This window comes from Arthrobacter sp. zg.Y820 (genome assembly GCF_030125555.1).
Taxonomy (GTDB): Bacteria; Actinomycetota; Actinomycetes; order Actinomycetales; family Micrococcaceae; genus Arthrobacter_B.
Genome location: NZ_JASKLX010000014.1, coordinates 66,200 through 85,606, shown reverse-complemented (window position 1 = coordinate 85,606; position 19,407 = coordinate 66,200). Strand labels below are relative to the sequence as shown.

Below are 19,407 nucleotides of genomic sequence, written 5' to 3'. Positions count from 1 at the left end.
TCTGCGGGGTCAGCGGTTCTGCGGGTCAGCGCAGCGCCGAGATCCCGGTGATGTCGCGGCCCACAATGAGGGAATTGATCTCGTACGAGCCCTCGTACGTATAAATGGCTTCGGCATCGGCGAAGACCTTGGCCATGCGGTAGTCCGTCACGATTCCGTTGCCGCCCAGGATGCTGCGGCCCAGCGCCACGGTTTCGCGCATCTTGCGGCTGGCATAGGACTTGGCCAGCGCCGCCTGCGCCATGCCGTCGGATTCGCTCCTGGCGGCGGTCCGGTTGCCCGCCGAAGGGTAGCCGCCGCGTTCCAGTTCGGCGACGCGGGCGAGCATGCCGGTGCTCGCCACAGTGTTGCCGAGCATCCGCACCAGCTGCTCGGTGACGAGCTGGAACGACGCCAGCGGCCGCCCGAATTGGTGCCGCTCCACGGCATAGGCCCGGGCAATATCGACGGCGGCCAGCTGGGTGCCCACCGCCTGCCAGCCCACCATGATGCGGGACCCGCGCAGCAGGTGCTTGATGTCCTCGAAGCTGTCGATGCCGGCCAGCCGGTCGGCTTCGCGGACACGGACGCCGGTCAGCGTGATGTCGGCATTCTGCACGGTGCGAAGGGCCGTCTTGTTTTCGATTCTGCTGCGGTGCACACCGGGCAGCGAGGCATCCAGCAGGAACCCGCGGATCTTTCCGGTCTCCGGTTCGCGGGCCCACAGCAGCATGTAGTCGCAGAAGGTGCCGTTGCCAATCCAGCGTTTGCTGCCGTTGAGAATCCAGGAATTCCCGTCCCGGACGGCGGTGGTCTCCATGCCTCCGGCGACGTCGGAACCGTGGGCCGGCTCGGTCAGGGCGAAGGCTCCGGTGATCCGCAGCGCCAGCGCGTCGGCCAGCAGGCGGTCCTTCTGGTCCTGGGAGCCGAAGGCATGCAGGGCCTCCACAAAGAGGTCGTGGTGGACCATGAAGAACGTTGCAATGGAGGTGTCCGTCCGGGTCATTTCAGCGATCACCAGCCCGGCAAACAGTGGGCTGTAGCCCTGCTGCACGGGAGTCGAGAGCTCCAGCGCCGCGAGTTTGGGCAGGAGCTCGGTCGGAAACCGGGCGTCCTGCCACCATTGGGCAGCATACGGGGCGACCTCCGCGGCGAGGAACGCCCGCAGTTCGGCGAGTTTCTCCTGTTCCCGGGCGCTCAGCAGGTCTTCGAAGGCATAAAAATCGGCGTTCGGAAGCGCTGAATCGGGCGGGGCCACGGAGGAGCCGGAAGGGGCGGAGGAGCCGGAAGGGGCGGAAGAGCCGGAAGGGGCGGAAGAGCCGGAAGGGGCGGAAGAGCCGGAAGGGGCGGAAGAGCCGGAAGGGGCGGAGGAGCCGGAAGGGGCGGAAGGACGTGGAAAAGTGGACGGAGCTGAAGAATCAAGAGCCAACTCAGCGCGGTCCCATCCGAATGGCGCCGTCCAGCCGGATTGTTTCGCCGTTGAGCATCTGGTTCTCGATGATGTGCGCGGCCAGGGCCGCGTATTCATCAGGCCGGCCCAGCCGGGAGGGATGCGGCACCTGGCTGCCCAGCGAGTCCTGGGCCTCCTGCGGCAGGCCCGCCATCATGGGGGTCTCGAAGATTCCGGGGGCGATCGTGACCACTCGGATCAGGTGTCTGGCCAGTTCCCGTGCCAGCGGCAGCGTCATGGCCGCCACGCCGCCCTTGGACGCGGCGTACGCCGGCTGCCCAATCTGTCCGTCGAAAGCAGCAACCGAGGCGGTGTTGATGATGACCCCGCGCTCCGGAGTGCCGCCCGTTTCCACCGGATCCGTCTCGGCCATGGCCTGCGCCGCAAGCCGGCACACATTGAACGTGCCGATCAGGTTCACCTGGATGACACGGGCAAAATCGTCCAGCGGCAGCACACCGTTGCGGCCCAGCACCTTGCCCGGAGTGGCGATGCCCGCACAGTTCACGGCCACGCGCAGCGGACCTGCATTCATGGCAGCTTCCACTGCCGCCGCCATCTGGCCGGCGTCGGTGACGTCTCCGGGAACAAAACGGGCGTTATCGCCCAGCTCGGCGGCGTAAGCCAGCCCGCCGGAGGACGGAAGGTCGACCAGGATTACTGACGCTCCGGCGTCGTACAGCCTGCGGGCCGTGGCCCGCCCCAGCCCGGAGGCACCTCCGGTAACGAGTGCCGATGCGCCAGAAATGTCCATGCGTTCTCCTGTGAAAGTTACTGCCCGCCCCTGCGGCGGCACATTGAGCCTACTGTGATCCGCCACACATCGCATCTTCAGCCGGGCGGCCCGGCGGCGCCGGTTGAACGCCGGCCCTCCGGCACCGCTTCCGCTCCGGGCTTGACCCCTCGGCTGTAACGGCGGCACCGACAGGTCTAGGGTGGTGCGCATGCTTCCCGAGGAACCACTGCACGAAATCCAGGCCCGCGCAGACGACGCCGCCGCTTCCGTCACGGCTGCCTACGCCCGGCCCCTGCTCCGCCTCCCGGGCACCACGCTGGCGTCCGTCGACAACCCCAGGCCCCGGCGCGTGCTGCCCGGGCCCTGGCACTACTGGTGGCAGGCGCACTACGTGGATGTGCTGGTCGATGCCGCCCTGCGCGGAGCTCCCGGCGCGGCTCGGCAGGCCCATGTGCTGGTGCGCACCATCCGGCTCCGGAACGGGCTGCGGGCCACCAATTGGTACTTCGACGACATGGCCTGGCTGGCGCTGGCCGTCCACCGACTGGATACGCTCGTGCCCGTCCGACCCGAGCGGAATCAGGACGACGACGGCGGTGCCTCAGCGGCGCACGGGCGCCAGCACCCGCGAATGCTGGCAGCACTCGGTGACGCCCTGCGGTCAGCCCACACCCTGGACTTTGGCGGCGGACTGTACTGGAACCGGCGACGCACCTTCAAGAACACTCCGGCAACGGCCCCGGCGGCGCTGCATTTCGCGCGAAGCGGTGAACGCGAGCGCGCCCAGTCGCTGATCGACTGGCTCAACACCGTTCTGCTCGATCCCGGCACCGGCCTGTACCTCGACGGCGTCAAGGCAGCGGACGGCAGCTCCGGGGAGACCGCTGTGGAACGGGCCGTCTACACCTACAACCAGGGCCCGGTCCTCGGTGCGCTGCTGGAGCTTGGCGGTCCGGCAAACCTCTCCCGCGCCGCAGAGCTGGTCGGAGCCATCAGCAATGAGCTGAGCCATGCGGGCACCGCCGTGCTGATTACGCACGGCACGGGAGACGCCGGCCTGTTCACCGGAATTCTCTGCCGTTACCTGGCTCTGGCAGCGCTCTCGCCAACCCTTCCCGAGGACCGGAGGGAGCAGGCCGCTGAACTGGTCACCGCAACGGCGCAGGCACTCTGGGCGGGACGGACCAAGCGGGGGCAGCGGACGGTTTTCTCCCCGCATCCGCTGGAACCGGCGGACCGGCATTATCCGGCCGGAACCGGCGTCGGCCTTTCCACCCAGCTTTCGGCCTGGATGATCCTGGAAGCGGCAGCCCGGGTCCGGCGCGGGCTCAGCTGACGCGCCGCGGGGCGCTCAGCCCAGCCCAGCTCAGCCAGCCCGCCCCGGGGACCCGGCCGGCTTTCAGGGGACGCTGCCGGCTTTCAGGGGACGCTGCGACGCTGCGGCCCGGTCGTTGAGATCGGCAAGTGTCAGCCGGTGGCGCGGAGACGGCGGCAGCGGATAACTGGTCTCGATCTGCAGCGAAGGCTTGATGTGGAGGAGTTCCCCGGAGTTCATTAATCGCCAGTTGGGGTTGTCGTCCATTTTTTCGGTGGCCAGCAGCACGGCAGGGCGCTGCTTGTCGCTCAGCTCCTGGCTCCGGACGCTGATCCGCTGGGTTGTCATGCCGCTGTGCGGGTCGTCAGCGGAAAGCTCCAGCACGTAAAGGGGGTGGGTGTCCGGGTAGCGCACCGCCCAAAGGTCCGCCGCGGTGGTCACAATGATGTTCAGCGCGAACAGCCGCAGGTTCTCGGCAACCCAGCTCAGGGCCGAGGCGATGGCGGCATCGACGTCGCCCCCGTTGCTGCGCGCCTCGGCCGTGATCAGCGCAAACACCCGTTCACTGTCCGTTTCGCCTTTCACCAGATCCATCACGCCCAGTTGCCGCAGCCGGACGTCGAGCCGGTCCAGGTCCTCGACCACTCCGTTGTGGGCCAGCAGGCGGTTGTCCTGTTCAAACGGATGGGTGTTTACCTTCAGCTCACCGCCGGTGCTGGCATAGCGTACGTGCGCGAGGAACGTGATGCTCTCCAGGTCCCGGGCTTCGGCGGCGAATTGCTTGTCCTCATAGGCCGCGATCGGAGCCTTTTCCACCACCGGCCGGCCCTCGCGGTCATAGGCTCCGATACCGAAGCCGTCAGCTTCCCGCCGGCTCTGCTGGGCCAGGCTGTCCGGCGCGGTCAGGAGCCAGAAGGTGGCTTTGACCGGATCTGCCCCGGCGTGCATAGCGAAGAGCCGACACATGGTGAACCTCCTGGATTCGCCGCTGCAAGACGGTCCCGCCGCGGGATTTCCCTCTGACCGTGCGTGATCGTTCCAGCCTCCCGCGGCGCTCAGGCAAAGGCAAGGGCCGGCCTGTCAGGGAGCCCTGCGCTGCGGATAAGGGGATTTGCCCTCCGCCAGCATCCGGACCAGTGACGCGATTTTGCGCTCCCGGGTGGCAGGGGTTTTGACTACGTTCATCCGAAAGAACAGGGCATACCGGTTTTGGGAAGTCAGGACCTCATACATGGCCTGCGCCGCGGGCACCTCGGCGATCGCGGCCAGCAGGTCCTCGGGAACCTCAGCGGCAGCCGATCCTGCGTAGGCCGTCTCCCACCGCCCGTTGGCTTTCGCCTGCTCGACGGCGGCACGGCCGGCCGGGCGCATCTTGCCTGCTTCTTCCAGCCGTTCCACGAATCCGACATTTCGCCGGCTCCAGATGCTGCGCGGCCGCCGCGGGGTGAACCGCTGGAAGTAGCTTTCCTCGTCGCGCCGATTGGCCTGCCCGTCTATCCAGCCGAAGCACAGGGCCTCCTGCAGGGCTCCGTCATAGGACAGCGCGGTGAGGCTTCCGCCCTTGCGACCCAGGACCAGCTGCACCCCCGGGGAGTCCGCATGGTGGGTCTCCAGCCAGCTGCGCCACGCTTCGGCGTGCGGCAGCAGCAGCTCGGGCAGCGGCGCCTTGGGCTGCTTGGGCTGCGGTGCCTTGGGCTGCTTGGGCGGCGTCGGTTGCTTGGCCTGCTTGGCCTGCGTCGGTTGCTTGGCCTGCTTGGCCTGCTTGGCCGCCGGGCCGGACGCCGTCGGCTCCTTCTGCGAGCTGCTCATGTGCACGAGGTTAAGCCCGAGGCACGCACTGCTGAAAGGGTCCGCCAGTTCAGCCGAGGGCCAAAGCGCCGCGCGTCGGCTCAGTGCCCCCGCCGGATTGCGATAGAACACTGCTATGAGTGTTCGTACCCCTGATCCTTATCCCGGCTGGCTTTCCGAAGAAGACCTGTATGAGGCGAGACAGCGTCTTCCCATGGTCTATGTGGAGGCCGTGCCGGTCCGCTGCGATCCTCTGGGCTACGTCACCGAGGTCGGCCTGCTGCTGCAGGCGACCGACGAGGGCAAGATGGTCAGGACCTTTGTTTCGGGTCGTGTCATGTACCGGGAAACCATCCGCGCGGCCCTGCTGCGGCACCTCGAAAAGGATCTGGGGCCGATGGCCTTCCCCCAGCTGCCGCCGGCCCTGACGCCGTTTGCCGTGGCCGAGTATTTCCCCTCGCCCTCGCAGTCCGGGCTGACCGATGAGCGCCAGCACGCCGTCGCGCTGGCCTACCTCATTCCCGTCACGGGTGAATGCGAACCCCGCCAGGATGCCCTGGAGCTGTCCTGGCTGACGCCCGAAGAGGCCCTGAGTCCGGAGATCTACGCCGAATTTGCCGGCGGCCGCGGGGACCTGCTGCGGCAGGCCCTGGCCTCGGCCAGCTGGGGACGCTGAGCGCGCGTTACCGCTTCTTTATATACTGGGGGCCGATTGCCCGACGCGAAGGAACCTGCCATGACCGAGAGCCAACCGGAATCTTACACATTCCGGGTCAATGCCGAGCTGCTTGCGCCCGGACAAATCCCGGTGCATGAAAGCACCTCGCTGGCTTCGGTCCGGGACAGCTCGGTGGAGAACGACGACTTCGGCGCACCCGCGCTCGTCCAGCTCGTCCTCGAGGACGGAATGAAACTCCGCCTTGCCTACGGATCCTCCGTGCGGGTCCGGGCTCCTGCCCCCTCGGGGTCCCCGGCCGATGCCGTGCGCATGGTGCCGGCGGATGAGGAGAACTATGCCGCCGTCGTCAGCGGCGCGGCTGCGGCGCATCCGGAGGACCACCACGTCCAGGAACTGGCCGCCCGGCTGGGCCGCGGCCTGAACGTGAAGTCCGGAAGCAACCTGCGGGATGTCCGGGATCTGGCGCACACGCTGTACGTGGACCTGGATGACTCCGAAAACGCGCTGCAGGTCTGCAACATCATCACCGGACTTCCGTTCGATGGAAACTTCGGCCGGTGGAACTGGATTCAGAACGCGCTGGCGCTGGCCGCCCACATCACGCACGAGGCCGGAGACGCCGAAACCTCCGCAGCCTATGCGCAGGCTGTCCGGGCCGGCGACGCCGCTGAGAGTGATCCGCTGAAGGCCAAGCTCGCAGCGGAGCTGCTGCAGCGCCAGTTGAATGAACCCAACCTGTACGACCGCGAAATCCACCGTTCGGCGGAGGCCGGTGACGGGCACAGCGAACGCGACTGGCGCGTGCTGCGGCTCGATGCCCTGCTGTACCTGCGGGCGCACGGCGGATCCCAGACGCTTTCGGAAAGCGAGCTGGAACGGCGAATCCGCAACGAACTGATCGCCGTGCGGGGCCTGAACCTGGATCTTTAGGAACGCCGGGCGCCGGGGTCCCGGACCCCGGCCGGCCCGGCACCGGCCGGCCCGGCACCGGCCGGCGCGGCAACGGACCGGGCTGCCGCCAGTCGGCGCCGGCCGAGACGCCGGTTGTGCACGTGGATGACCAGCACCATGGCCATGCCCACGGCTGCCCCGATGACTGTTTCCACGGCGCGGTCCTGAATCAGCAGCACCGCGTTGCTCGGGTGCGCCAGCTCGGTGCTGACCAGCGCCAGCGGAGTGATGACCACCTGCGCCAGGGCGTACTGGCGGGCAACGAGCAATTCCGCGCCGAACTGCAGCAGCGCGATGACCACCACCATCTGCCAGGGTTCAAGCCCCGGCAGCAGGATCAGCGCGGTCAACAGCAGACCGGCGAAGGTGCCCAGGATCCGGTGCAGCCCGCGGTACATGCGGTTGCGCACCGTCAGCCCCACCAGCGGCACGGTGGCCGCGACCATGGCCCAGTAGTTGTGGCCGATGCCCATGGCCGTGGCGATCGAGCCGGCAACGGCGGCGACAACGGCGTACTGCCCGGCGTCGGCGTAGATGGCCCGGCGCTGGAGCCAGGTGAAACGCGGCCGGTTCGGCTTCACCCAGGGCGTGCGGTACGCAGGCCGGAGCCAGCCGGAGAGCCCCAGCAGAAGCGAGAAGGCCACCGTTGCGCCAGCGGCCAGCAACGCCTGCCACAGCGGCGGCTGGCCCGGAACGGAGGAGATCGCAGCATAGGCAAAAATGTGGAACAGCGACCCCGCCGGACGAAGCCGCCAGAAGCCGGTGGCCAGGGTTCCCAGCCCGGCCACGGCAGTGGTCCCCAGGACGATCTCCCACGGGCCGGGATCCAGCCGGGAGGTCAGGGCGCCTGCAGTGATCACTGCCAGCATCAGGGCCGCGGCGCGCAGCTGGTGGCCGAAACGCTGGCGGTGCGGTTCGTTCCGCCCGTAGATTCCCGTGAAGGCGCCAAAGGTGGCGAAAATCGCCAGGTCAATCCGGCCGAGGCCCAGCAGCAGGAGCAGGGGCAGGCCCACGCCGAGCCCGCAGCGCACCGCCACTTGGTGGTCGTTGTTCGCGGGGGCGATCCGGAACATGTCGCGCAGGTGATTCACGGGCGGCTCAGCCTTTCACATGCCTTCGAGGCTGGGTGGGTGGGGGCGGCCGAAACCGCACCTTCCACCGTACTCCCGCGGCTAACCGCGTCCGGAAAAACGTGGCGCGCGTCCCAGCGTCCGGCGTCGTTCCGGCCGCTGCCGGGCAGCGCACCACCCGCGGCGGCCGGTAAGGCAAAATGGAGGGGTGTCCTCCTCAACATTTTCCTTCGCCCTCGGTAAGCGCCTGCGCGAAACCACTGCCCCTTCCGCTGAGCAGACGCAGGCCAACGGCGGTGAATTCCAGGGCCGCACCGGCACGATCACCACACCGCACGGGGAAATCGCCACACCGGCGTTCATCGCTGTAGGAACCAAGGCGACGGTCAAGGCCGTGCTGCCGGAGTCGATGGCGGATCTGGGCGCGCAGGCGCTGCTGGCCAACGCGTACCACCTGTACCTGCAGCCGGGCCCCGACGTCCTGGACGCCGCCGGCGGGCTGGGCAAGTTCATGAACTGGTCCGGACCCACCTTCACCGATTCCGGCGGCTTCCAGGTGATGAGCCTGGGCGCCGGCTTCAAGAAGGTCATCAACATGAACGCCGACGGCACCACCCACGCCACCGGTGCGGACGACGCCGTGGCGCCGGGCAAGGAGCGCCTCGCGCACATTGACGACGACGGCGTGTGGTTCAAGTCCCACCTCAACGGCGACAAGCACCGCTTCACCCCCGAGGTCTCCATGCAGGTCCAGCACCAGATCGGCGCTGACATCATGTTCGCCTTCGATGAGCTGACCACCCTGATGAACTCGCGCGCCTATCAGGAGATGTCCCTGGAGCGGACCCGCCTGTGGGCGCAGCGCTGCATCGACGAGCACCGCAGGCTCACCGAAGAACGGGTCGGCAAGCCGTACCAGGCACTGTTCGGGGTGCTGCAGGGCGCCCAGTACGAGGACCTGCGCCGGAAGGCCTCCCACGATTTGGGGGCCATGGACTTTGACGGGTTCGGCATCGGCGGCGCCCTGGAGAAGGAAAACCTCGGCACCATCGTGCGCTGGTGCACGGAGGAGCTGCCCGAGGACAAGCCCCGCCACCTGCTGGGCATCTCGGAACCGGACGACATCTTCACCGCGATCGAAAACGGGGCCGACACCTTCGACTGTGTCTCCCCCACCCGGGTGGCCCGGACCTCGGCGTTCTACACCCCGCACGGACGGTTCAACCTGTCCAACGCCCGCTTCAAGAAGGACTTCACACCGCTGGTGGAGGGCTGCGACTGCTATGCCTGCGCGCACTACACCAAGGCGTACATCCACCACCTGTTCCGGGCCAAGGAAATGGTGGCGTCCACTCTGGTGTCGATCCACAACGAGCGCTTTACGGTGAAACTGGTCGACGACGCCCGGCTGGCCATCGAGGACGGCTCCTTCTTCGATTTCAAGGCCGACACCCTCGGGAAGTACTACAGCACCAAGATCTAGCCGGCAGGCGCGGCCGCGTAAATCGCCGCATAGCTCGGTTCGCGCTTTTTGATGGCCTTGATGACGACTGCCGTGACCGGCACGAAGAGGAACTCGATGAGTGTCTTGTACACGAAGCCGAACAAGACGTAGTTGATGAAGCCGGCTGCGTCGGTTATTCCGATGACCGGCGCGGCCACGGCACAGAAAATCAGCGTGTCGGCGAACTCGCCCACGCCGGTGGAGGCCATCAGCCGGCCAATCAGTGCCCGTTCCCGGAACCGTTCCTTCATCTTGACCAGGACCCAGGAGTTGAGGGTCTGGCCGGCAAGGAAGCCGAGCAGGCTGGCCGCGACGATCTGCCAGACCGGACCCAGCGCCAGTTCCAGGGCCGCCTGTTTGGCTTGCCCGTACTCGTCGTCGAAGCCGGGCAGCGCAATGATGACGGCAAAACTGATCGCCGCTACGGCGGCCACCGCGAAACCCGTGAAGATGGCGCGCCGTGCTGCCTTGAAGCCGTACACCTCGCTGATGACGTCACCGAGGATGTAGGCCAGGGGAAAGAGGAAGAAGCCGCCGTCGGTCACGATGCTGAAGTCGCCGAAGATCGGCCCCAGCACCACGCCCTTGGTGGCCCCGATATTGGAAATGACGATCACCACGCACATGAGCGTCAAAATGATGTCGTAATGGGAGCTGCCGCGGGCCGCAAAGGACGGAGCGGATGCCGGAGCGATGCCGGTCGGGGTGTGCATGATGGGTCCGTTTCGTAGTGGTTCGCCGGAGCCTTCTCCGGCTGTATTAGCACTGTGCCCGCTGCACCGGGCTGCCCGTGGGGGCCGTCGTCAATTCTGCCACGTTCTGCTCGGCACTCTGCTCCGCACGTTTTTGAACGTGTTCAAAAACGTGGTGTACTGGCGGGCGGGCCGGCCACTGCGGGCTGACATCTGAAGAAACAGGGATCGATGATGGCCGCGACGGTCAAGAGCGAACAAACCCGGCGGTTACTGATCGATTCGGCGCTGCTGCTTTTTCGCACCCACGGTTACGCCAAGACCACCATGCGCAGCATCGCCGAGGCCGCCGACGTCTCGGTCGGCAACGCCTACTACTACTTCCGGTCCAAGGACGAGCTCGTGGCGGAACTGTACCGCTTCCTTCAGGATGAACACCGCAGCCGGGCGCTGCCGCTGCTGCGCGAAGGGCACAACCTGGGCGAGCATCTGCGGCTCATTCTGCTGGCCAATTTGGACATTATGGCTCCGTACCACGACTTTGGCGCCCATTTTCTGCGGACCGCCCTGCCGCCGTCGTCGGCCCTCGAGCCCCACGGCCGCCGGGGCTCCGCGGACGCCGGCATCGGCCGCGCGAAATCGATCGCCCTGTTCCGGCAGGCGGTCACGGCCTCGCGGCCGCAGCCGCCGCTGGCCATCCGGGATGACCTGCCCGAACTCCTGTGGCTGGTGCACATGGGCGTGACACTGTTCTGGATTTATGACCGCTCGCCCGGACAGCGGCGCTCCCGCCGACTCGCGCACAATGTCGCCCCGCTGGCCGCAAAGCTCGTCGTCCTCTCCCGCCTTCCCGTGGTCCGCAATATCGTGGAGGATGTAGTCCGCCTATTTCAGGGAGCCAGACGCGATGACTGACAGCGCCGACGACGTCGCACCACCTCCGCTGCTGGCCCCCACCGACGCCCCGCACCCCGAGCCGCGGGTGTTTCCGGGGCCGTTGGCTGCGGCGCTCGGCTATGTCGTTGCCTGCCTTGTGCTGGCATCCATCGCCACCGCCGCGGTGGGCTGGGGAACGGCGCGGGATTTTTGGGGCTATGTCTGGACCGTCGTCGTCGCCGCGTTTTACGCCGCCGGACTGGGGCTTTTCACTGCTCTTCCCGTGGCCGTTGTCCTGGCCTGGTCGCTGCGACGGGTCCTCAACCAGGGCCTTCACATCCTGGCGTTTTTCTTCGTGCCCACCGTGCTCGCCTGGCTGATCATCGGGCTGAGCGTGCATGCGGTTTTGGTGCCGCTGCTGATGGGTGCGGCCCTCGGCCTCTCGATGGCCGCAGGCCGGGCCGCGATCTGGCGTTTTTCCCGCGCCCGTCCGTGACCGGCCCCCGGCCCATCCGCACCCGCACTTTCCGGGAAACGCGGCAACAGAGCGCCGCTGGCACCGTTGAACGTTTTGGGTGGAAGATGGAGTCATGTCTGCTAACACACACTCCGCCGGGACCGCTGCTCCGGCCATCACCCTGACCATTGCCGGCTCCGAAGCCACCGGCGGTGCCGGCGCACAGGCTGACCTGAAAACGTTCCAGGAGCTTGGAACCTACGGGATCGCCGCCCTGACCTGCATCGTCTCGTTCGATCCGCAGGACAACTGGAACCACCGCTTTGTGCCCGTTGAGGCCCAGGTCATCAGCGACCAGCTCGAAGCCATCCAGTCCGCCTACGACCTGACGACCGTCAAGATCGGCATGCTGGGAACGCCGGCCACCATCGACACCGTCGCCAAGGCCCTCCAGAGCCAGGAGTGGACCAACCTCGTCCTGGACCCGGTCCTGATCTGCAAGGGCCAGGAGCCGGGCGCCGCTCTCGACACCGACCGGGCCCTCAAGGCACAGATCCTGCCGCTGGCAACCTTCGTCACCCCCAACCACTTCGAGTCGATGTCCCTGTCCGGCATGGACGCCATCGAAAGTGTGGAGGACTTGCAGGAAGCGGCGCGCCGGATCCACGAAGCCTCCGGCGCTGTCGTTCTCGCCAAGGGCGGAGTGCGGTTGGCCGGCGATGACGCCGTCGATGTTTTCTTCGACGGCGAGACCATGGAGGTGCTCCGCGCACCGAAGGTGGGCGACGTCGCCGTCAGCGGCGCCGGCTGCACCCTTGCCGCGGCGATCACCGCCGAGCTCGCCAAGGGCGCCACTCCGCTGGAAGCCGCCAAGACGGCCAAGGCCTTCGTCACCGAGGGCATCCGCAACCGGGTCTCCTCGCACACCCCGTTTGATGCCCTGTGGCAGGGCAACGCGGGCAGCGGACCTGCCCTCTAAGCGCTCTTCGCTCTAGGCGCTCTTCGCGGCGAACCCGGCAGGCTTGTGCCCGGCGGGTTCGCCTCGCGGAGGTTTAGCGGTGGAGGTTCTGGCGCAGGAGTTTAGCGGTGGAGGTTTAGCGGTGGAGGTTTAGCGGTGAAGCAGTTTCGCGCAGCCCCGGTGCAGGGAGAGCGCACTCCTGACCGTCTTCGAGGACAGGAGCCGCTGATGTTCGGTCTGCAGAGCCTCGAGCTCCCGGCCCTGCCGCTCCAGGTAGGACCGGAGCCGGTCCTCCTCCACGCCGGCCTGCCCTGCCAAACGCGACCCCGCGTAAAATCCGGTTGCGGCTTTTTCGGCTGAGGCCAGCCACGGACCACCGGCACGGAACCGCTGCGCGGGCGGCAGGTCGGCTGCGGAACGGGATGCCGGCGGCAGATCGGAGCCGGCGGACGACTGCGCCGCGAAAACCGCGGCGGCCGCGTCCCACCACAACCGAGCCGAGGCTTCGCGGGACGGCCGGGCCGCTGCCAGGTGGCCGGAGATTTCAGCGCGGCGCTGCCAGGTTTCCGTGAGCGCCGGACCCAGCAGCCCGTCTTCCAGTGCGGGAAGCGGCAGGACGAAGTCCGCCAAGCCCCAGTTGCCCATTGCCCCCGCCAGCCGGACTCCGCTGTAGGTGTCCACTGCCAGGCCGAGAACCGGAACCCCGGCCGAAAGCGCGAACACCGCAGGATGGTAGCGCGAAGTCAGGACGAGCGCGGCGCCTGCGGTGACCGCTGCCGCCTGCCGGGCCGTGAGGACCGGCAGCTGCCGCGACGGCGTGCTCATGGCTTCGGCGATGCGGGCATGCGATTCCCTGTCCCAGCCATGCTCCGCGCCGATACCCATGTGCGGAATAAACACCGCCGGCAATCCGGTCTGCCCGTGCAGGGCATCAAGCTGCGAAGCAATTCGCTCGGAAAAGTCGACTGAGGCACCCGAAAACGGCGAAACCGTGACGGCCACGTACCCGTGCTCCGGCAGGTTCTCCGCCAGATTGTCCGGCAGGTTGTCCGGCAGGTTGTCCCGCAGATTCTCCGCCGACAGGAACGACGCGTCGTCCAGGCCCGCCACCGGAGTGGCGCCCAGGCTGCGGGCCAGCTGCGTGGAGGCCGGTTCCCGCATGGAGCTCAGGTCCGCCGCCTCGAGCATCTCGGCCAGGACGACGGCGTCCGCAGCCGTCAGCTGCGGACCGAGGGTCTGGCCGGAAATAACCACCGGCTTTCCCAGGGCACGCGCGACCGCAACGACGGCCGCCCGCTCGTAGAGCAGCCAGCCGTACCGCGAGTTCAGGTTGCCGCCGCCGGCAATCAGGACGCCGTCGCACTTGGACAGTTCGCCGATCAGGGCGAGGGCCGGGTCTCCAGCCGGCAACTCGGATGCGCCCGACAAGTGCCCGCGTATCCGCTGCAGGCGGGCCTCCCGCTCAGCGGGGGGCCAGGGGAAGGGCAGCGTCGCGGCGGCCGGGAATCCGAACAGCTGCTCGGTCTGTGCCGGGTTGCGGGAGAGGAGAAGCACCTGCAGGCCGCGGCTGTGCAGCTCGTCCGCTGCGGCATGGCCCATGGCTTCGTCACCGGCATGGTAGACGTCTTGGCCGAGATCGGCAAGGACGGCAATGCGTGCGCTCACTTGCGGGACTTTCCGCGCAGGGCGCCCCGGAACATCTCGGCCGCGGTGCCTCCCCGGCGCAGGATGCCGCTGAAACTGGTCCTGCGGGTGACCGTGTCCTCAAGCCGGCGGAGAGCCTCATTGAGGTGCGTCTGCATCGCGTCCAGCTGCCTGCGGTTTTCCAGCAGCAGCCGTTCCTGGTCGTCCATCATGCGGCCGACCTCCAGGAGCATTCCCATGCCGCCTGCGGCCAAGTCCTTCCGCAGGTACTGGTCCCGGACGCGGCGATCGAAACGCCGGTGGTCCTCTTCCTTGTCGAAGATGCTGTTGGCGTCGGCACCACTGGCAGCGGGCCGCTGGCTCCAGAACGCCAGCGGTTGTCCGTCGAGGAAACCGATCGTGTGGCGCGCCAGTATCCGGATGTTGAATTCCCAATCCCCGCAGACGTCAAGTTTTTCGTCGAAGTAGCCCAGTTCCTCATGAAGGGAACGGCGGTAGAGGAAGGAAATGGGGACGGCCCGGTTAATCTGCAGCATCTCCCCCAGCGATATCTGCTGCATATTGCCCCAGAAAGGCTCGGAACCCGTCTCCCGGATTTCATCACCGACAATTTCTTCGTAGCGTATATTCGTCCGGACGACAACCCCCGCGTCGGAGTAATTGTCGAGATGGCTGACCGTCCGCTGCAGAAATTCGGGATGCCAAAGATCATCGTCGTCATGGATGGCTATGTACTCAGAGTCACAGCTCCGGATGCCGGCATTGGAGGCTGCTTCCATGCCCCTGCTCCGCTCATGGTGCACCACTGTGATCTGTTCCCGGACCGTTTCCGGCAGGCGGCCAACCACACCCTTAATCGATTCCGGCAGACCCCCGTCGTTGACGATAACCACCCGGAACCGACGGTAAGTCTGGGCGAAGATGTCGTTCAACGCCCGTTCCAAGAACCGCGGCCGATCCTTGGTTCGAACAATGACTGCTACGGACGATGGTGCTTGCACTGACACTTGGCTCCCGGGGTTTGGCTCCACTTCACTTCACACGATACCGGCAGCCGAAGGCGGCGCCGATTTGCCCGGCGGCGGACGGCGACACGCCCGGCCCGTAAAAGGGCGACCTTTACTGTTGACATCCGTTTATGGAGGAACAAAAGTACAGGTAGCGCCCCGATTGAATTCTGACCGAAAAATCGCGGAACTACCCAGATCCACTATTACTCGATACCTCATTGCCTGGTCTCGGTCCGTGGGATTCGAAATCAAAAGATCTCGGATCCCAGATTCCGGCATCCTCTTTTAATAAGGAGAAGTATGAACAATCCAAACCATCGGAGATCAGGAAAGGCTGCACTGGCAACACTTGCCGGCCTGGCTCTGGTCTCCAGCATGTGGACCCCGGCTTCGGCCGTGGAGGGGAATCCGCAGGGGGATCCAACTGCGCAGGGACTGGCCCGGGCAACTCCGGACCTCAAGGTCTCGGCAGACTTGAAGAAGAAGCAGGGCCCAGTCTCAGTGTTCGTCCAGTTCACCGGCAAGGGCGCCTTTGAGCAGACGCAGCCGCAGGAAGTTCGTGACGGACTTGCTGCGCCGCAGAACAGAGCTCCCCAGGTCCAGGAGATCCGCTCCGCGATCGAGGCGCAGGCTGCGGAAGTTGCAGCACAGGCTTCATCCAGCATTATCTACACCACCACCAACACCGTTCCGGGCGTTGCCATCAACGGAGACGCTGAGGCCATCAGGGCGTTGGCCGCCCGGGGCGACGTTGCAAAAATCACCGGCATCGTCCCCAAGACCCACGAGAACAAGGGCGGGGATATCGATGTCCGGGCCTTGGACTCCTGGACTCAGCGGGACCAGACCGGAGAGGGCGTCACCATCGCCGTCCTCGACACCGGCGTGGACTACACCCACGCCGATTTCGGCGGTCCCGGAACCCTGGAGGCGTTTGCCCAGGCGCAGGCCTCCGATGAGATGCCGGCCGCGGATTCGGGTCTTTACGACCCGGAGAAGTTCGCGGGCGGCTGGGACCTTGTGGGCGACGCCTACAACGCGGATTCGACCGCCGGGGAGCTGTACAACCCGATCCCCAAGCCGGACGCGAATCCGCTGGACTGCCAGAGCCACGGATCGCATGTTGCCGGCACGGCCGCCGGGTACGGCACCAACGCCGACGGCACCACCTTCACGGGTGATTACTCGGCCCTGACCGCCGATGACGTCAACAAGATGGGCATCGGCCCGGGAACGGCCCCCGAAGCCAAGATCGTCAGTGTCCGCGTGTTCGGCTGTGATGGTTCCTCCGAGGTTGTCGGCCAGGCTCTGGACTACGTTCTGGACCCGAACGGCGACGGCGACTTCAGCGACCGCGCCCAGGTTGTGAACATGTCCCTGGGCTCCAGCTTCCCGGCCTACGACGATCCGGAAAACGACATTGTCAACGCGCTGACGGCGCAGGGCATCCTGTCAGTGGTTTCCTCCGGAAACTCCGGCGACATCTACGACATCGGCGGTTCGCCGGGCAGCGCCGAAACAGCGCTGACCGTGGCCAACAGCGTCGGTTCGCAGACCACCCTGGACGCTGCGAACGTCCTGGCTCCCACGGCAGGCGAGGCGTCCGGCCAGTACACGGCCAGCTTCAACTACGCCGCTGCACCGGCCGAGGCGCTGACCGGCACTGTTGTCATGGGACCGGACGGTGACAACTCCGACGGGTGCGCACCGCTCGATGCCGCCGCCGACAACGCCGGCAAGTGGGTTTGGCTCTCCTGGGATGACTCCGCCAGCCGTGAATGCGGTTCCCTGGTCCGCTGGGACAACGCGGCCAAGGCCGGCTACGCCGGCGTCGTCGTCGACTCCACTCTCAATGGCTTTGACGCCGGTGTTGGCGGCAACGCGCTGATCCCCGGAATCCAGCTCACCGCAAACTCTTCCAAAGAACTGCGCACCGCAGCCGAGGCAGGCACGCTCGAAATTCAGCTCGCCACCGATTTGGTGGGTGCGGTCACCGGAGAATCCGGCGCACTGGACACCCTGAATCCCAGCTCCTCGCGCGGCGTCCACGGCTCCAACGGCGTCATCAAGCCCGACGTCGCCGCTCCGGGCACGCAGATCAAGTCCGCCCAGGTGGGCACCGGCACCGGCGCTTCCATCAAGAGCGGAACCTCGATGGCGGCTCCGAACGTTGCCGGCATCGCCGCCCTGGTGATTGCTGAGACCGACCTGAACCCGTACGAGGTCAAGTCGATCATCATGAACACCGCCACCCACGACCTGCTGACGGCCGACGGCGTCGTGTACGGCCCGAACCGCGTTGGTTCGGGACGCGTCGATGCATTGGACGCCCTCGAGACCCAGGTCCTGGCCTACGATTCCGAGAACCCCCGACTCACGTCGGTGAACTTCGGCGTCCTGGAACTCGGCACCCAGCCGATCGAGCTCACCCGCTCGGTCACCGTGGAGAACAAGGGTGATTCCCAGCAGATCTTCACGGCCGAGTACCTGGCCGCCACGAAGGTTCCCGGCGTCACCATCACCACCGCAACCGGACCGATTTCCGTTCCGGCCAACGGCAAGGCGACCGTCCCGGTCACGCTCAGCATCGCGGATCCCGCGGCGCTGGCCAAGACGATCGACCCCGCCGCGGAGAAGACCCAAGGTCAGAACAACGTCCGCCAGTACATTGCAGAAGCCTCGGGCCGGCTGCAGCTGACCAGCGATGCCGCCACCCTCCGGGTGCCGGTCTACTCCGCTCCGAAGCCCACCTCCAACATGAAGGCGAGCTCCAAGATCACGTTCGCTGACGAGTCCGCGCTCTCCGCGCTGACCACCTTCAGCGGCCGTGCCCTGAACCAGGGCGAAGGCACCGAAGCCTATGTTTCAGCAGTGACGCCGCTGGTGCTCGGTGCCGAGAGCGAACGCGCAAGCGATCTGCCCCTCGATTCCCTGTACTCCCTGGATCTGCGGACCGTGGGAGCCTCCTCCAACGTTCCGGCACTCGCTGCAGCGAAGGGTGACTCGGCCGCCGCGGTATTCAACGTTGGCGTGAGCACCTGGGAAAACTGGGCCTCGCTGAACGCCAACAGCCAAATCTCCGTTGAAATCGACACCAACAATGACGGTGCAACGGACTTCTTGGCCGCGACGACGTCGGCATCCGGCGTGGACCAGTCGGTGTTCGTGATGTACCCGGTTGTCAACGGAACACTCGGAAACTCCTTGGGTGTTCTGCCGGTGAACGGCACAGACGGAAGCATTGATACCAACAACTTCGATACCAATGTGGTGACCCTGCCCATCCCCGCCGCTGCCCTCGGTCTGGACCTCACGAAGTCCGCGCCGATCCAGTACCTGGTTTCCACACACAACAACTTCAATGTTGATGAGACCGGCCAGACCGTTCCTGTCGATTCCACCGAGTGGATTGGCTTCAACGTCACCCAGCCGGCCATGTGGTTCCAGGGAGCTGCGGGCACCGAAAATGCCACGACCTTCATCGAGGCTGACGCAGCAACCCTGGCGGTCAACCGTCAGGCCACCACCACCGGAGGCAAGGCACTGTTCCTGCACCACCACAACGCCGAAGGCGTCAAGGACCAGGTGGCCAAGGTTGAACTCGGCCCGCTGCGCTTCCCGGACGTTCCGGGCACCATGTTCGAAGCAGACATCAACTGGATGGCTGACGAGGACCTGACCACGGGTTACGACGACGGCACCTACCGTCCCGCCGGTTCCATCAACCGTGATGCCATGGCGGCATTCCTGTACCGTCTGGCCGGCTCCCCGGCCTACGATGCACCGGATGTTTCCGCCTTCACTGACATCGCACCGGACAACCAGTTCTACAAGGAAATCTCATGGCTCGCGTCAACAGGGATCTCCAAGGGTTACCCGGACGGCACCTTCCGCCCGCTTGCCCCGGTGAAGCGCGATGCGATGGCTGCCTTCATGAACCGGTTCGCCGGCGAACAGTGCTCCGTCGAGGATGCCCTGGGCTACACGGCACCGGGTGCTGCGTCGTTCACCGACGTTCCGACGGCCGATCAGTTCCACCGGGAGATCTCCTGGATGAAGGACTCCGGTGTTTCCACCGGCTACCCGGATTCCAGCTTCCACCCGCTGGAAGATGTCTCCCGTGAAGCGATGGCTGCATTCATCCACCGCCTGGACACCTACAACAACGACAACGGCGGCTGCAATTCCTTCTAGTTCCTCCGGGAACACGCGCAGTAGCTAAAAACAACAGCAGTAGCTAGAAGCGAAGAACAGTGGGCACGGGAGGAATCCCGGGCCCACTGTTCTTTTTGCGCGTG

Annotated in this window: 16 protein-coding genes; 8 read left to right on the top strand and 8 right to left on the bottom strand. The window is 66.3% G+C overall.

What is annotated here, in order from left to right; translation table 11 throughout:
* Window positions 1-25 precede the first annotated feature (25 nt).
* Both QNN99_RS15880 and QNN99_RS15875 read right to left on the bottom strand, forming a co-directional pair.
* On the bottom strand, window positions 26-1,237 hold the full coding sequence (locus QNN99_RS15880) for an acyl-CoA dehydrogenase family protein (protein ID WP_229967891.1): 1,212 nt from the start codon (window positions 1,235-1,237) through the stop codon (window positions 26-28).
* Window positions 1,238-1,409: 172 nt separating this feature from the next.
* Entirely contained in the window at window positions 1,410-2,183 is a 774-nt protein-coding gene (locus tag QNN99_RS15875) for a 3-hydroxyacyl-CoA dehydrogenase (RefSeq protein WP_229967889.1), read from the bottom strand.
* A gap of 190 nt (window positions 2,184-2,373) precedes the next feature.
* On the opposite strand from QNN99_RS15875, the gene QNN99_RS15870 reads away from it, so the two are divergent.
* Window positions 2,374-3,501, top strand: coding sequence for a glycoside hydrolase family 76 protein (locus QNN99_RS15870; protein ID WP_229967887.1), 1,128 nt, complete (start codon window positions 2,374-2,376; stop codon window positions 3,499-3,501).
* A 63-nt stretch (window positions 3,502-3,564) separates the two neighbouring features.
* Here QNN99_RS15870 and QNN99_RS15865 read toward each other — a convergent pair whose 3' ends face one another.
* Window positions 3,565-4,446, bottom strand: a complete 882-nt coding sequence (locus QNN99_RS15865; protein ID WP_269439248.1) for a class II glutamine amidotransferase — start codon at window positions 4,444-4,446, stop codon at window positions 3,565-3,567.
* A gap of 114 nt (window positions 4,447-4,560) precedes the next feature.
* On the bottom strand, window positions 4,561-5,289 hold the full coding sequence (locus tag QNN99_RS15860) for a YdeI/OmpD-associated family protein (RefSeq protein ID WP_229967885.1): 729 nt from the start codon (window positions 5,287-5,289) through the stop codon (window positions 4,561-4,563).
* 115 nt (window positions 5,290-5,404) lie between these two features.
* On the opposite strand from QNN99_RS15860, the gene QNN99_RS15855 reads away from it, so the two are divergent.
* Together QNN99_RS15855 and QNN99_RS15850 are read left to right on the top strand one after the other, a co-directional pair.
* Window positions 5,405-5,944 carry an NUDIX hydrolase family protein gene (locus QNN99_RS15855; protein ID WP_229967877.1) on the top strand — a complete coding sequence of 180 codons (540 nt, stop codon included), beginning with the start codon at window positions 5,405-5,407 and terminating at the stop codon, window positions 5,942-5,944.
* A gap of 60 nt (window positions 5,945-6,004) precedes the next feature.
* On the top strand, window positions 6,005-6,877 hold the full coding sequence (locus QNN99_RS15850; RefSeq protein ID WP_229967875.1) for a DUF6707 family protein: 873 nt from the start codon (window positions 6,005-6,007) through the stop codon (window positions 6,875-6,877).
* Here QNN99_RS15850 and QNN99_RS15845 read toward each other — a convergent pair.
* The gene (locus QNN99_RS15845; protein ID WP_229967873.1) at window positions 6,874-7,989 is read right to left on the bottom strand and encodes an FUSC family protein; all 1,116 of its coding nucleotides are present in this window, start codon (window positions 7,987-7,989) and stop codon (window positions 6,874-6,876) included. The genes QNN99_RS15850 and QNN99_RS15845 overlap by 4 nt on opposite strands.
* Window positions 7,990-8,176: 187 nt before the next feature.
* On the opposite strand from QNN99_RS15845, the gene tgt reads away from it, so the two are divergent.
* Window positions 8,177-9,451, top strand: a complete 1,275-nt coding sequence (gene tgt, locus QNN99_RS15840) for a tRNA guanosine(34) transglycosylase Tgt (RefSeq protein WP_229967871.1) — start codon at window positions 8,177-8,179, stop codon at window positions 9,449-9,451.
* Here tgt and QNN99_RS15835 read toward each other — a convergent pair.
* A complete protein-coding gene (locus QNN99_RS15835; RefSeq protein ID WP_229967869.1) occupies window positions 9,448-10,185 on the bottom strand; it encodes a queuosine precursor transporter in 738 nt (245 codons plus the stop codon). The genes tgt and QNN99_RS15835 overlap by 4 nt on opposite strands.
* A 213-nt stretch (window positions 10,186-10,398) precedes the next feature.
* Between QNN99_RS15835 and QNN99_RS15830 the strand changes: the two genes are divergently transcribed.
* From QNN99_RS15830 to thiD, 3 genes are all read left to right on the top strand, one after another.
* A complete protein-coding gene (locus tag QNN99_RS15830; protein ID WP_229967867.1) occupies window positions 10,399-11,079 on the top strand; it encodes a TetR/AcrR family transcriptional regulator in 681 nt (226 codons plus the stop codon).
* Window positions 11,072-11,536 (top strand): hypothetical protein, encoded by a 465-nt coding sequence (locus QNN99_RS15825; RefSeq protein ID WP_229967865.1) that lies wholly within the window; start codon window positions 11,072-11,074, stop codon window positions 11,534-11,536. Before QNN99_RS15830 ends, QNN99_RS15825 begins: the two co-directional genes overlap by 8 nt.
* Before the next feature lie 94 nt (window positions 11,537-11,630).
* Window positions 11,631-12,476, top strand: a complete 846-nt coding sequence (gene thiD / locus QNN99_RS15820; protein WP_229967863.1) for a bifunctional hydroxymethylpyrimidine kinase/phosphomethylpyrimidine kinase — start codon at window positions 11,631-11,633, stop codon at window positions 12,474-12,476.
* Between the two features lie 129 nt (window positions 12,477-12,605).
* Here thiD and QNN99_RS15815 read toward each other — a convergent pair whose 3' ends face one another.
* Together QNN99_RS15815 and QNN99_RS15810 are read right to left on the bottom strand one after the other, a co-directional pair.
* Window positions 12,606-14,120: a polysaccharide pyruvyl transferase family protein gene (locus QNN99_RS15815; RefSeq protein WP_229967861.1), complete on the bottom strand. Its 1,515-nt coding sequence runs from the start codon at window positions 14,118-14,120 to the stop codon at window positions 12,606-12,608.
* Window positions 14,117-15,100 carry a glycosyltransferase family 2 protein gene (locus tag QNN99_RS15810; protein ID WP_284016121.1) on the bottom strand — a complete coding sequence of 328 codons (984 nt, stop codon included), beginning with the start codon at window positions 15,098-15,100 and terminating at the stop codon, window positions 14,117-14,119. Before QNN99_RS15810 ends, QNN99_RS15815 begins: the two co-directional genes overlap by 4 nt.
* 309 nt (window positions 15,101-15,409) lie before the next feature.
* On the opposite strand from QNN99_RS15810, the gene QNN99_RS15805 reads away from it, so the two are divergent.
* Window positions 15,410-19,303 (top strand): S8 family serine peptidase, encoded by a 3,894-nt coding sequence (locus tag QNN99_RS15805; protein WP_229967856.1) that lies wholly within the window; start codon window positions 15,410-15,412, stop codon window positions 19,301-19,303.
* Window positions 19,304-19,407: the final 104 nt, after the last annotated feature.